Here is a 13,765-nt window from a genome sequence, read left to right on the forward strand (position 1 = left end):
TGTCTCCCCGAAACCCGCATAAGCCTATATGACTAATATGGGACTTTTATCCTTCGTTTATTCCAACCGGTAAATCTATCAATTCGTCAAATTTCGAGCCGTTTTGTATAAATATATTGACAAAAGTAGTGCTAGAAATATATTGTAAAGGGAAATTATTCTTTATATTATAAACTAAATAATGGGCAAAATTCTCCGAAAGGGAATGACGCAAAGCCATGGATCTACAGTCTCATTTCTTCTTGAGGCCATGACAGCCAGGTTGCTGGAGAACCTGAACGCTTATATATCCGGCGTCCTATATGGTGACTTGTCAACCGACCTGTGCTCTGTTTGGAGTGCAGGTCTTCTATTTTAGAACAAACAATATGAATTTGTGGGGTGGATCTTTTGAAGACAGTCGCAGATTATATGGCGGAAGCACTACGCAATCTCGGAGTAACTCACTCATTCGGCATTATCGGTAAATCGATTTGTCCCATAGTTCTTAAAATGGTCGATTGCGGTATTGAATTTATTCCCGGGAGACATGAAGCCAGCTCCGGATTCGAAGCTTCCGGCTATGCCCTGAAGACAGGAAATCTCGGGGTGGCGTTCGGCACATCCGGTCCGGGAGGAACCAATCTCCTCACCGCGGCGGCGCATGCCAAAGCCAATAACCTTCCTGTGCTGTTCATTACGGGACATCAATCCATCAAGGAGCTTGGAATTCCCCAGTGCCAGGATTCCTCCTCCTATCTTGCCGATTTGGCGGATATGTTCAAACCCGCTACGCTATTCAGCAAACTGGTCGAGCGGGGGGATCATTTCAGCACGATTTTTAACCATGCCATTTCTCTTGCGCTTGGCGGACAGCGCGGACCTGTTCATCTCTGCCTTCCGTTTGATGTTCAGACAGAGCCGCTTGAAGAATGCCGAATTGTAATCCCTGAACGGGAAGCGCTCGTCAATTATGCCCATCTCGACCGGATTATAGGCGCCATTAATCGTTCCGACAGCCCTCTGATTATTGCCGGCAAAGGCGTTAACCGCTCCGGAGCGCATCAGGAATTGGTTCAATTCGCGGAGACCTTTAATATTCCGGTCGTCACTTCACCCGGCGGCAAAGGCGCTATAGCCTGGGATCATCCGCTGTATCACGGTCCGATCGGCGTTGGCGGATGCAAGCATGGAGACGACTTGTTGAATCGCAGTGATTTGTTCATTGTGCTGGGGTCGCGGCTCAGCGATATGACCATCTGCAACCTCAAAGCGGAGAATCACCCGGAGAACCTGATTCAGTTTGATATCGATCCAACCTTTGTCGGAAAAATACTAACCTCCTCTACGATTCCGGTTGGCGGCGATTTGCGCGATAATTTGTCGCTGCTTCTCCGGAATGTTGATACTGCGGCGATCAGGACACGCGAAACGGAGACCGCTGTTCATTATGCGGAAGAACTGCCCGTTCTGCCCAATCTTTCACTTGCGTCTGTGATGAGCGTGATGAGCGACCTGATCCCTTATAACAATACCGTATTTGTTGATGACGGCAGCCACGGCTTCAATGCTGTAAAATGGTACAACGTGAAGAAGCCCGGCAGTTTTGTCTTTGACGCCTACTTTGCCTGCATGGGAAATGCTATAGGCATGGCGATCGGGGCCAAGGTCGCTTCTCCTGAGGAAACGATATTCTGCATTACCGGCGACGGCTGCTTCATGATGCTCGGCACTGAGATTAATACGGCCGTTTGCAAGAATATCCCGGTCATTTTTATCGTTGTGAATAATAAGCAGCTCGATATGGCGCTGAAGGGAATGGAAAAAACGACAGGCCGAATCGACGGAACTCTGTTTGAAGTACCTTTGGATGCCGTGAAATTTGCCGAATCGCTCGGAGCCGCCGGCTTCAGATGCGAGACCGCGGAACAATTCGCTTCCGCCATCAGCGAGGCTGTGGCCTTAAACCGCGTTGCCGTCATCGAGCTGTTGACCGACCGTGACGAAGTGCCTCCTACCGCACACCGTACACTAAATCTGAATTAGGCCGCAAACCGGCAATACAAGCGTATACTTCTTCCGATAAATGATTAAAGAAGCATGCGCCAGCACAACTTTTAGGGGGCATCTCATATGAAAGACAACATAAACAGCGGTTTCAACCATTTCTCCAATCTTTCCGGCGACTATGGGGCCAAAGCGATGGCTCCGATCAAAGACCATTTTCCGGAATTGGCTGAATTTATTATGGGCAACGCTTATGGCGATATTTTTCAACGGACCACTATTGGCGCGGATTGGAAAGAAATTGCCGTGATTTCCTCTTTAATTACGATGGGCCAGTTTGAGCAGCTTGGCGTTCATTATGTGATGGCGCTTCGCGTAGGCATGACGGTCGACCAAATCAAAGGCATTCTATTGCACCTGGTGCCATGTGTTGGCGCTCCGAAGATCATTTCGGCCTTTAACGTCCTTCTCTCGACACTGGAGGAAATCCAATAACCACTTTTTTCGACAAAATAATATAATAATCGACTTTTTTCTTGCATATTTGAGAAATATAAGTATACAATTAAGAAAAATATCCCAAAGCAAAGGACACTTGAGAATAATCTGTTCTCAAAATGCGGTAGATGTATTCCCCCTGCATAATGGAACGACCGTTCCCAAAATATTGCGAAAGCGGGTTGATATGATGCGATTTAAAGATAAAGTGGCAATTATCACGGGTGGAGCAACAGGTATCGGAAAAGCTACGGCTATGCGAATTTGCAGCGAGGGAGGAAAGGTGGTTATCGCCGGCCGTTCCGTGGAAGCGGGAGAGGAAGCCATAAAGGAGATGAAAGGCCTTGGGTACGAGGCAGTCTTCTTCCCGACCGATGTCTCCAAGGTAGAGGATATCAAGCAGCTTGTAGACAATACATTGGCAGAGTTCGGTCAGATTGATTGCATCTACAGCAATGCCGCCATAACAGGAAACAATCAAATGCTCGAAGACTATGACATTGAAGTGTTCGACAACGTTTTTGCAGTAAATATCAGATCCCAATTCCTGTTGATGAAGTTTGCCGTACCCCATATGAAATCAGGAGGCGCCATTGTCAATTGCTCTTCCTTGCATGGAACGATCGGCATGCCTGGAGATTTGGCATACTCCGCCAGCAAGCACGCGATTATAGGCTTGACCAAATCTGTTGCCGCTGAGCTAGGTCCTCGGGGAATCCGAGTGAATACCATTTGTCCTGGTCCTGTAGCAACCAAGATGATGCGCCGCTATGAAGGCATGCTCTCACCTGACATCGATGCTCTTGAAGCGTATATTGCCCAGGGAACGGCCCTGAAGCGGTTTGGAACCGAGGAAGAAATTGCAGGTTCCGTCTGCTTCTTGCTAAGTGCAGATTCCGGATATACCACAGGAGCCACTCTGATTAGCGACGGTGGATATGGTGTATTTAAAGTTTAAGCTTAAGTAAATCTAAGCTTTAATCTACTATTATATAAACTGGAGGAATTTATTAATGTCCGCTTATACTATTAATTATGATGAAAAAAGAAATCTGATTATCGTAGTGGCTGATAGATTGGATGAAAATGCAGCCGCCTCTTATATCAAAGATTTCGAGGATATTCTCGAAAAAGTTAAGCCCGGCTTCTCCGGCATCACAGATGTCCGCAAAGCCAAGTCTGTCCTCTCGCAAGAGGTAGTAACCCTGCTTTCGCCTACGATGCAACTTGCACTCAACCGGGGTCTTAGCACGGATAAGAAGTGGGTATATCTCTCCGATAATCCGATCTTCACTATGCAGCTCAACCGCATGTTCCGCAATCAAGTTGAATATAAAGAAACGTATGAAGAGGCTTATACATATTTCAGTTCTTAATTTCTTGCAAAATATGGATCGCCTTCACACTCCGGGCAACCGCAAACCACTTGCGGCTTGCCCGGAGTTTTTATGTTAAGGCGATGGACAAGAATTGGGCTGGAACGGCCCGCATGGAGATGCTCTGTATGCGCCGTTTGGGGCCTGGAGCTAATACGTATTAAGCTCAAGCTGATGTTGGACGATGCGGACGATATCGGCGATATAATCCCCGATGATCGGCAGGTTGAGAGCTCCCAGCACCTGAAGCACGTAAATGATCGTAGCCGCGAAAAAGGTAAAGCCAATCGCGATTCCGACGCCGCGCGCGGTACCCGACAGCACGTTCAGCCAGATCAGCCGCCAAGGAGAATGCAGCAGCTCCAAATACTCCGAAATCCGCGACTTTTCCATTCTTTGCGCCCATTCGGTGGCTACCCGGTATATGGTGTCGATCTTTTCCTTCTCAGGGGATTCTGGCGGCCCTTCCCTTCCATTCTCCGGCGGTTTCCAATGCTTCGCCTCTCCGCTCAGGTTCGTTCCCCCGTTCCGGTTGTCCTTCATCTAGCGTCCCCCGTTTGCGCCAAAACGTAAACGAGCCCGGCGAATAGAGATTGCCTGTCTCTGGTTTCGCACGGGACTCGCCGGTTTGCGCCGAAATATTTTAAGCAGGATGATTTCCCGCATGAACGCCTGCGTTCATACTTCTGACGCTAGTATATGCACTTTACGGATGGGACATGCACCAATTCAGCCGATGAGAATGCCGATTGTTTTGCCGCCGATATCCACCGTTTCAAAAGAATCGCCGCTGCAGAAATCAACCGTCGTCACGAGGACATTTTCCCGGAGGACATTCTCGAACGCAGTAACTGCGGCTTTCAGCTCATCATCGACGTTCAGAGTAAGCGCGACGCGCTTGTCGATCGCCAGATCCAGCCGTTTGCGGTAATCCTGAACGGCCCGCACAATCTCACGCACCCAGCCCTCTTGCTCCAACTCGGGCGTAATTTCGGTGTTCAGCGCTACCGTGATGCCGTAGCCGGATGCGGACGCGAAGCCCGGTTTGGCCTGCTTGTCGATGAGCAGCTCGTCTGCGGTGATTTGCAGCTCTTCGCCTTCCGGAGAGGTAATGACTACCTTGCCGCTTTGAACCGCTTCGCGTGTAGCGTCGCTGTCCATCGATTTCAGGAAGCCTTGGATGGAGCCGACGTTTTTGCCGTATTTTTTGCCTGCAACCTTCAGGTTCAGCTTCAGGGTAAAATCGACAAATCCGCTGTCGCTCGTCTCAAGCACAATCGACTTGACGTTGATCTCGTCCTTGATGATCTCCTCATACTCCGCGACATTGAAGCTCTGGCTGATGGAAACGATCAGCTCGGAAAGCGGCTGACGCGTCTTGATTCCGGTCTCGTTGCGGACGTTGCGCGCCAGCTCGACGATGTTCCGGGCGCTCTCCATGTCCTGCTCAAGCGTAAGGTCGATCAGGCTCTCGTCGGCTGCCGGATAATCCGCCAAATGCACGCTTTCTCCGCCGCCCAGGTTGACGAAAATATCCTCGGCCAGCATCGGCATGAACGGAGCAACAATCTTCGCCGTCGTGAGCAGCACATGCGTCAGCGTACGGTAAGCGTCCAGCTTCTCTTCCCCAAGCCCGCTGCCCCAGAAACGGTCGCGCGAACGGCGGATGTACCAGTTGCTGAGTTCGTCGATAAAGTTCTCGATCGCTTTGGACGAGTTGACGAAATCATTGACCGCAAGCCCTTTATCCACAACCAGGATCAGGCTGTTCAGCCGGGACAGAATCCAGCGGTCGAGCTTATGCCCGGACAGCTTGAACGGATGCTCGGACGGATCGTAGCCGTCGATCCCCGCATACAGCGTCAGGAACGCATGGGTGTTCACCAGCGTATCGACGACCTTCGACTTGCTCTCGCCCACAAGCCCGCGGGAGAAGCGCTTGTTGTTCCACGGCGCGCTGTCAGCCAGGATCGCCCAGCGGAACGCGTCGGTGCCGGATTCGTTCATGATATCCCAGGGATTGATGACATTGCCTTTGGATTTGGACATCTTCTGGCCGTTCTCGTCGAGGATGTGGCCGGTCGCGATAACCGCCTTGTAAGGCGCTTTGCCCTTGAACAGCGTCGATACCGCAAGCAAGCTGTAGAACCAGCCGCGCGTCTGGTCAATCCCTTCGCAGATCATGTCCGCCGGATATTGGTCCTCCAGCTTATCCGCGTTCTCGAACGGGTAATGGCTCTGGGCAAACGGCATCGAGCCGCTGTCGAACCACACGTCGATAACCTCGGACGTCCGCACCATTTCAGCGCCTTCCTTGAACGGGCTGCGCAGGCGGATGTTATCCACATACGGCTTATGCAGCTCAATATCTTCCGGCACGTCCCCTACGGCCATTTCTCTCAGCTCGGCAATGCTGTGCGGCGCGAATTCCTTGCCCGTCTCCTGGCAGACCCAGACGTTCAGCGGCGTGCCCCAGTAACGGTTGCGGCTGATGTTCCAGTCCACCAGCTCGTCAAGGAACTTGCCGAACCGGCCTTCGCGGACATGACCCGGATACCAGTCGACACCATTGTTGTTCGCAATCAGCTGATCCTTGATCGCCGTCGTGTTGATGAACCAGCTGTCTGTCGCATAATACAGAAGCGGCGTGTCGCAGCGCCAGCAGAACGGATAGCTGTGCTCGTATTTTTCCTTGCCGTACAGCAGACCCTTCTCCGACAGCGCCTTGACGATATCGAGGTCGCAGTCCTTGACAAAGCGTCCGGCAAAATCACTCACCGTACCGGTATATTTGCCCGACGCATCCACCACGTTCACGAAGCTGATGCCGTTCTCGCGGCAAGTCTTGTAGTCGTCCTCGCCATGAGCCGGGGCCATATGCACAATCCCTGTACCGCTGGCGTCCGTAACGAAGGAAGCGCCGACGATGACATTGCTTCTCTCCGCCTGGATATAGCTGAACGGAGGCTGGTACGTCTTGCCGATCAGATCGGCGCCTTTCAGCTCAGATAACACCGTATGCTCGCCCTTCGCCACTTCTTCGACCAGGTTCTTGGCCATGATGTAGACGCCGTCCTCCTGCTGCACCCGCACATAGTCCATGTCCGGATTAACCGCCAGCGCCATATGCGCCGGAAGCGTCCAAGGCGTCGTCGTCCAGGCCAGCACATATTCGCCACTGTCGTCCAGCTTGAATTTGGCTGTGGCGCTCAGATCCTTGACGGTCTTGTACCCTTGGGCCACTTCATGCGAGCTGAGCGTCGTCTGGCAGCTTGGACAGTACGGGCTGACACGGTGGCCGCGGTACAGCAGCCCTTTCTCATGGACCGTTGCGAGGATGTTCCACACACTCTCGATATACGTGTTGTTCAGCGTGATGTACGGATTGTCGAGGTCGGTCCAGTATCCGATCGCTTCCGTAAATTCGCGCCACTGCTTCTCGTAGCCGAAGACGCTGTCTTTGCACTTCTTGACGAATTTCTCGACGCCGTAGGCTTCGATTTCCTGTTTGCCGGAGATGCCAAGCTGCTTCTCCACGCCAAGCTCGACCGGCAGGCCATGGGTATCCCAGCCGGCCTTGCGCACGACGCGGTAGCCCTTCATTGTCTGGTAGCGGCCAATAAAGTCCTTGATCACGCGGCCGAGAACGTGCCCGATATGCGGCGCGCCGTTCGCGGTCGGCGGACCTTCGTAGAACACATAGTTCGGCTTGCCTGCGCGGTTATCAATGGATTTGCGGAACGTATTCTCCTCGTTCCATTTCTTCAAGATGCGGACGTCTCTGTCCCGCGCTTTTTCTTTGATATCTACTTTGTGCATAATGGATCAACTCCTTTAAATTTCGATCCCCCTAAATCCCCCTTTGCCAAGGGGGACCCCAAGGGCTCCGCCCTCTGGACACCCGGAAGGTTGTCTGGGTCCGGGGCAGCGACGTTCTTTATAGTTACTGTTGGAGTAGTGCCCGCTTGCCGCAAGCGGCCGCTCTACGTTGCACCCGAGCCGCGAACCCGCCAGGGCAGCCCTTGCGAGGGGCCTTCCGCGAGCGGGGCGTAGCCGCTCGCGACCCGCCGCGCCGCCAAAGGCCCCTCCCGGCGTCCCCTGACGGGGATGCCGGGAGGAAGGGCCGCTCCGACGCCAACCCTCGCTCCCCATCCGCCGAGCCCCGTGCACCTTACCAATCCTTGCGGGTGTCCAGAGGGTGCAACCCTTGGGGTCCCCCTTGAGAAAGGGGGATTTAGGGGGATCGCCCTCCCAAAACAAATAAACGCCCCGCCCCCAAAGGGGCGAGGCGACGCTCGCGATACCACCCTAATTCCGCGCGTATTCCTCCCGGTGAACAACCGGGGTACAGCGCGATCTCAGCTCCCGCGCTAAGGACGCGGGTCCGGTGTAACGTCCGGTAGACGGCTCGCCTTACGCACGACACAAGGTTCGTTTCAGGCTCGCTTCTTGGGGAGGATATTCCGGCATGGCTTGAACATCGGCTTGCAGCAGAACGCCGACTCTCTGGGGATCGCTACCATGACGTACTTGTCCCGTCATCGAATACATATAGAATGTTGCAGATATGTTCTAGTTATAGCCTCTTTGATGACAAAAGTCAACAGGCCAAGGCAATGTCTCAAAATACTTCTTCACGAGCCTCGCGGCTTTCCAGCGCATCCCAATCATCCTGGGACAGCAGCTCAAGCTGCGCTTCCACCAGTGTCCGGAACCGCGTACGGTAAATCGAAGCCTGCTTGCGCAACTCTTCGGTCTCAATCGCGATTTTGCGGGACTTGGACAGAGCCTCGTTGATGATCCGGTCAGCGTTCTTCTCCGCTTCCTTGATAATCAGCTGGCTCTCCTTCTTGGCGTTGTTCTTTACTTCATCGGCAGCTTCCTGGGCAACAATGATGGTCTTTGACAAGGTCTCTTCGATGTTCGTAAAATGGTCCAGACGCTCCTGCAGAGCCATAAGCTGATTGCTCAGCTCCTTATTCTCACGGATGATGCTCTCGTAATCCTTGATGACCTGATCCAGAAACTCATTGACCTCGTCTTCATCATAACCTCGGAGCCGCCGGGTGAACTCCTTGTTATGTATATCGAGCGGCGTTAATGGCATGCTGTGCACCTCCTAGAAATTTCGGGCCTCGCCCAACTGTTCGTTCGTCTCCATGGATGAAGAAGAACGTCTGACATCAACAAGTTAGGAATGGGCGAGCGGCCCAGTCTTCCTGTGACTGCCTTAAATCTCGCCTCTTCTACAACTATCGGCGTCCAGCTCCACAAATGTTAGCTGCCCTCATGAGTTAATCAATTTCGACAAGCGGGCCTAAATTCCTGCAAGAAAATTATACAAATTTACCGATCCGAACCCGGTATCGGCCTTTTTTGGTCAGCCCTCCAACCTCCAGCACCTTAAACCGGCCAAAGCCTTGAATAGAGATGACGTCGCCTTCCTTAATATGGGAAGAAGGGTCCTCCTCCACCTTCCAGTTCACCCGGACGCGGCCTGCTTTAACGGGAACGAGAACCTTGCTTCGGCTAAGCCGGCACACATCCGCCGCGATTCCGTCCAGCCGCAGGGAGGACACGGTAATCTCCATCGATTCCAGCCTGGCTTCGGCGCTGCGAAGCTCTGAAACAGGGAGCACCTCCACGGTGACGGGAGCACGGCCTACGCTGCTCATATGCAAGGCCAAATAATCGGCGATATCCGACGTCACTACGGCATGGCAACCGTTCTCAAGGACGTGAATATCGCCGATTTTGCTTCGTTTGACTCCCAGCCCGAGCAGGGAACCCATATAATCTCCATGCTCCAATTCCATGAGCTTCTGTGCAGCCGGTGTAATATTCAGCACTTTCAGTCCCATATCTTCATCTTCCAGATCACGGTAATCGGGAGCGACCAGCGCTCTGCGCCGCTCCGCTTCCTCGCCCCCGCCTCCCCATCTGACCCTGGCATCGGGGTGACGATTCACCAAAGTTTGCAGGATGTATCCCTGCCTTGGGTCGAGGAAATCCGTCAGCTTCAGTTCATGATAACGGGCCGCATTCTCCACCCATTCATAAGCCTGATCCACAAACGGCCGTTCATCCGGATGAAAATGACCATAAATTTCGTTCTTCATCGCTTATCCTATCAGGTAAATCAGCACGGACCGCAACCCATTCAGTGCGAGCTCAAGCACGAGCAGCGCGACGACGGGAGAAAAATCAATCGTTCCGAACAAAGGCGGAATAATCTTGCGAAACGGCGTCAAATACGGCTCCACCAACTTTCCGAGCAGCTCTCCGATGAAGTTGTCACGGACATTGGGCAGCCAGGACATCAGCACGTAGAAAATAATCATATAGAAATAAATTTGAAACAGGATATTGATAATGGAAAAGATTTGGTAGGACAATGCCCGTTCACCTCATTCTGTTATAGTCTTGATCGTCTGCAAGCATTTCCGAAATGGAGCCTTGTATTTCAACGGTATCCGGCGAGCAGAGGAAGATATTCCCCCCGATTTTGGAAATGCCGCCGCTCAGAGCGTATACGGTTCCGCTTAAAAAATCGATGATCCGCATCGCCTGATCGTTGCGGACCCGCTGCAGATTGACGACAACGGTACGGTGTGAGCGAATGTGGTCGGCGATTTCCTGAGCTTCGTCATATGACCGCGGTTCATACAGCACAACTTTTACATTTTTTTGCGAATGGATGCTGACCACGTTCCCTGTACGCTGGTTTTTGCGCGTTTCTACAGGAGTCGGCGCATGTTCTTCCTCATCATTCTGGCCAAGCTGTTCGCGTTCTACAATCTCCTCTTCATCCTGTAAACCCCAAAAGCTCATAAACCGGTTCATAAAGCCCATTAAGATCCCTCCTCATGGCCTACCAGCACCGTACCCAGGCGCACCCAGGTGGCTCCTTCCTCAATCGCCACTTCAAAATCATTCGACATACCCATCGACAGTTCTGTCATCGGCTCGGGAGTCAGCCCCATGCCGTTAAGCTTGTCCCTCAGCTCGCGGAGGCCGCGAAATACCGGGCGCGTAAGCTCCGGATCTTCATGCGGCGCCATGGTCATCAATCCGACGATTTTCAGCCGGTCCAGACCCGTGATCTCCCGCAAAAAATCGGGAACCTTGTCCGGATGCAGACCGTATTTCGACTCTTCCCCGGAGACATTCACCTGAACAAAAACGTTCACATAAAGCCCGGACGCTTCAGCCTTGCGCTGCAATTCCTTGGCCAGAGACAGCCGGTCCAGCGAGTGAATATATTGAAATTTTCCAATGACATCCTTCACCTTGTTAGTCTGCAAATGGCCGATGAAATGCCACGTTCCCCGGCTCCCGAGCGCCTTCCACTTGCTCTCCGCAACCTGCCAGCGGTTCTCGCCAATATTTACAAGACCGGAAGCCAGCACGGCGGATGTCGCCTCCACAGACACATATTTCGTCACAGCGATGGTATGGACATCCCGGCTGTCGCGTCCGCTTCTCAAGCACGCATGCTCAATCCGCCGACTGACTTCGGCTATTCTTTCCTGCAATGTCGAGGACAACGGTCAACTCTCCTTTATTCCGATCCAGCTCGCCATTCTTCCCGTAACCCCGTTTTCCTTGCGGTAAGAGAAGAATAGATCGTGATTACAGCTTGTACACCAAGATGTACATTCGATATGAGTCGGCAATATTCCTGCTTTTATCATAATGCGTCGGTTTAATTCTTTCAAGTTAAGCAGCATTTTGCCATGATGCGCGGTCGACGGGCGGTACAGACGGTCTGCCGATTCCTCCGCCTGAGCCAGACTCCCCTCTATCTTCCGAACATGATCCATGACGAAATCGTCGACTTCATAACAGCAGCCGCCGATGCTCGGTCCGATCGCCCCCCGGATGTCCTCCTTCCGGCTTCCGTATACCGCTTCCATCCGCCGAACCATGGCCAACGCGATTTCCGCCACCGTTCCTTTCCAGCCCGCATGGGCCAACCCGACAGCGCCTGAGACCGGGTCATGGAAAAAGAGGGGGACGCAATCCGCATAAAAGGAAGTCAGCAGCACGCCGGGCACATCCGTCAACAGGCCGTCCGTATCCGCGAACGCCGAGGTCCGGTCCAGACTTCCGCGTCCCTTGTCACCTGCCGTGACAACCGCGATTTCCGCGCCATGCACCTGCTCCCCGCATGTCCAGTCTTCGAGTGAAAAGCCAAGGCTCTCGGCGATCATCTTCCGGTTCTTGACGACATCCTCTTGGAAATCGCCCACATGAAGAGCGCAGTTCAGGCTCTCGTAAGGCGCGCGTCCGGCGCCCCCGGTCCGTCCGGTAAACCCGGCTGTTATGTTGGCAAACCGGTCCGTCCATGGCTTCAGGCTGAATAATGCCGGACTGCCGCTATTTTGTACAAACGGTTCCATTCTCTCACCCCGCCTTTAAGTGTACCATATGACAGCTCCACAGAGTGGAACCTTGTCTTTTGGAGCCTGCCTTGACCCGGTGCAGCTTCGGCTTGGATATGGATCACCGGTTCCCGCTTCGCAAAAAAGACAGCGCAGCGTCAATACGCGCGCCGTTCATTCCGGTCTTCCCGCTGGAGCACCAGCATTTCCCTCTCTTCCGCGTCCTGCAAAGGCCGGGGCTCCTCCATTTTGACGAGCACAACGTCCGAACCGATCTTGACAATGTTCCGCCAGGGTATAACGAGATCCGCGCCTCCGCCGAACAGTCCCAGGAACCTCGTGTACCCCGGAACGATAATCGCGTCAATGACTCCCCGCCGAAGATCCAGCTCCAGATCGCTGATTTGTCCAAGACGTCTCCCGTCGATAATGTTGATAACGTCCTTGGCCTGAAAGTCGGAAATTTTCATTTTTTTGCCCGAAGCCGGAGTTTCCTGATTCATGTCTGCCACCTCTGTAAGTTCAAACGTATACTTCAAGTATATGTACCGGCGGCTTGTTTAAATGCCCGTTATCCTGGCTTATCAAAAAAATAACCCCATCGTCAGGCCCGGCCCTCGGATGGGATTGGTTGTCCTATTCAAGACTTCACATGCTTTTGCATCTGCTGAATGGCCGACTTCTCCAGCCGGGAGACCTGCGCCTGGGAAATGCCGATCTCATCGGCGACCTCCATTTGCGTCTTGCCCTCGAAGAACCGCATCGACAGGATGCGTTTTTCCCGCTGTCCCAGCCTCTGCATTGCCTCCCGCAGCGCAATTTCCTCAATCCAGGAGACGTCTTTGTTCTTGTCGTCGCTGATCTGGTCCATGACGTAGATCGGATCGCCGCCATCGTGATAGATCGGCTCGAACAAGGATACAGGGTCCTGGATAGCATCCAGCGCGAATACAACATCCTCTTTCGGCACGCCCAGCGCCTGGGAAATCTCGAAAATCGTGGGCTCCCGCGAGTTCTGGTTCGTCAGGCTGTCGCGCACCTGCAGCGCCTTGTAGGCGATGTCCCTTAAGGAACGGGAGACGCGAATCGGATTGTTGTCGCGCAAGTAGCGGCGGATTTCCCCGATAATCATCGGCACCGCATAGGTGGAAAATTTAACGTTCTGCGACAGGTCAAAGTTATCGATGGCTTTCATCAGCCCGATACAGCCCACCTGAAACAAATCGTCCACGAATTCCCCGCGGTTGTTAAAGCGCTGAATCACGCTCAGCACCAGTCTCAGATTGCCGTTTACCAATTTCTCTCTGGCGGATTTTTCGCCATGCTGCTGCAGCGAAGTGAATAGCTCCCGCATCTCCGCGTTCGTCAGAACGGGCAGCTTCGCGGTATCCACACCGCATATCTCGACTTTATTTCGGGTCATGATGATTAACCTCCCAAGGAGAAACATTACTGTACATTATCTCCCCGGCCGGCCATTTTATTCCTTGCCAATTCCTCCCGAAAGGGTCCCTTAAGGAC

At 53.0% G+C, this 13,765-nt stretch carries 15 protein-coding genes and 1 riboswitch; of the genes, 4 read left to right on the forward strand and 11 right to left on the reverse strand.

Features of this window, described 5'->3' with window-relative positions:
* The first annotated feature begins 174 nt into the window (after positions 1-174).
* Positions 175-270: riboswitch (cyclic di-GMP riboswitch) on the forward strand.
* Positions 271-381: 111 nt separating this feature from the next.
* The 4 genes from L692_RS0118020 to L692_RS0118035 all read left to right on the forward strand — a co-directional run bounded on the left by L692_RS0118020 (position 382) and on the right by L692_RS0118035 (position 3,860).
* Positions 382-2,025 carry a thiamine pyrophosphate-binding protein gene (locus tag L692_RS0118020; RefSeq protein WP_051503531.1) on the forward strand — a complete coding sequence of 548 codons (1,644 nt, stop codon included), beginning with the start codon at positions 382-384 and terminating at the stop codon, positions 2,023-2,025.
* An 87-nt stretch (positions 2,026-2,112) separates the two neighbouring features.
* The gene (locus L692_RS0118025; RefSeq protein ID WP_025701493.1) at positions 2,113-2,481 is read left to right on the forward strand and encodes a carboxymuconolactone decarboxylase family protein; all 369 of its coding nucleotides are present in this window, start codon (positions 2,113-2,115) and stop codon (positions 2,479-2,481) included.
* A 190-nt stretch (positions 2,482-2,671) separates the two neighbouring features.
* The gene (locus L692_RS0118030) at positions 2,672-3,442 is read left to right on the forward strand and encodes an SDR family NAD(P)-dependent oxidoreductase (protein ID WP_025701494.1); all 771 of its coding nucleotides are present in this window, start codon (positions 2,672-2,674) and stop codon (positions 3,440-3,442) included.
* Positions 3,443-3,497: 55 nt separating this feature from the next.
* Positions 3,498-3,860 (forward strand): hypothetical protein, encoded by a 363-nt coding sequence (locus tag L692_RS0118035; protein ID WP_025701495.1) that lies wholly within the window; start codon positions 3,498-3,500, stop codon positions 3,858-3,860.
* Positions 3,861-4,010: 150 nt separating this feature from the next.
* On the opposite strand, the gene L692_RS29285 is transcribed toward L692_RS0118035, so the two are convergent.
* From L692_RS29285 to sigG, 11 genes are all read right to left on the reverse strand, one after another.
* Positions 4,011-4,403, reverse strand: a complete 393-nt coding sequence (locus L692_RS29285; protein WP_025701496.1) for a DUF5665 domain-containing protein — start codon at positions 4,401-4,403, stop codon at positions 4,011-4,013.
* Between the two features lie 186 nt (positions 4,404-4,589).
* Complete coding sequence (ileS, locus tag L692_RS0118045) at positions 4,590-7,679, reverse strand: isoleucine--tRNA ligase (RefSeq protein WP_025701497.1); 3,090 nt, start codon at positions 7,677-7,679, stop codon at positions 4,590-4,592.
* A gap of 164 nt (positions 7,680-7,843) precedes the next feature.
* Positions 7,844-8,038 (reverse strand): hypothetical protein, encoded by a 195-nt coding sequence (locus tag L692_RS31950; protein ID WP_156940493.1) that lies wholly within the window; start codon positions 8,036-8,038, stop codon positions 7,844-7,846.
* Positions 8,039-8,481: 443 nt separating this feature from the next.
* Positions 8,482-8,967 carry a DivIVA domain-containing protein gene (locus tag L692_RS0118050; RefSeq protein ID WP_025701498.1) on the reverse strand — a complete coding sequence of 162 codons (486 nt, stop codon included), beginning with the start codon at positions 8,965-8,967 and terminating at the stop codon, positions 8,482-8,484.
* A gap of 229 nt (positions 8,968-9,196) precedes the next feature.
* A complete protein-coding gene (locus tag L692_RS0118055) occupies positions 9,197-9,979 on the reverse strand; it encodes a YlmH family RNA-binding protein (protein WP_025701499.1) in 783 nt (260 codons plus the stop codon).
* A 3-nt stretch (positions 9,980-9,982) separates the two neighbouring features.
* Positions 9,983-10,255 (reverse strand): YggT family protein, encoded by a 273-nt coding sequence (locus tag L692_RS0118060; protein ID WP_025701500.1) that lies wholly within the window; start codon positions 10,253-10,255, stop codon positions 9,983-9,985.
* Positions 10,256-10,262: 7 nt separating this feature from the next.
* Positions 10,263-10,712 (reverse strand): cell division protein SepF, encoded by a 450-nt coding sequence (locus L692_RS0118065; protein ID WP_025701501.1) that lies wholly within the window; start codon positions 10,710-10,712, stop codon positions 10,263-10,265.
* On the reverse strand, positions 10,712-11,407 hold the full coding sequence (locus L692_RS32950; RefSeq protein ID WP_025701502.1) for a YggS family pyridoxal phosphate-dependent enzyme: 696 nt from the start codon (positions 11,405-11,407) through the stop codon (positions 10,712-10,714). Before L692_RS32950 ends, L692_RS0118065 begins: the two co-directional genes overlap by 1 nt.
* 3 nt (positions 11,408-11,410) lie before the next feature.
* Positions 11,411-12,262, reverse strand: coding sequence for a peptidoglycan editing factor PgeF (gene pgeF, locus L692_RS32955; protein ID WP_025701503.1), 852 nt, complete (start codon positions 12,260-12,262; stop codon positions 11,411-11,413).
* 140 nt (positions 12,263-12,402) lie between these two features.
* Entirely contained in the window at positions 12,403-12,747 is a 345-nt protein-coding gene (locus L692_RS0118080; protein WP_025701504.1) for a YlmC/YmxH family sporulation protein, read from the reverse strand.
* A gap of 137 nt (positions 12,748-12,884) precedes the next feature.
* Complete coding sequence (gene sigG / locus L692_RS0118085; protein ID WP_025701505.1) at positions 12,885-13,667, reverse strand: RNA polymerase sporulation sigma factor SigG; 783 nt, start codon at positions 13,665-13,667, stop codon at positions 12,885-12,887.
* Positions 13,668-13,765: the final 98 nt, after the last annotated feature.

Origin of the sequence: Paenibacillus forsythiae T98 (assembly GCF_000520735.1) — a bacterium.
GTDB classification, from domain to species: Bacteria; Bacillota; Bacilli; order Paenibacillales; family Paenibacillaceae; genus Paenibacillus_AQ; species Paenibacillus_AQ forsythiae.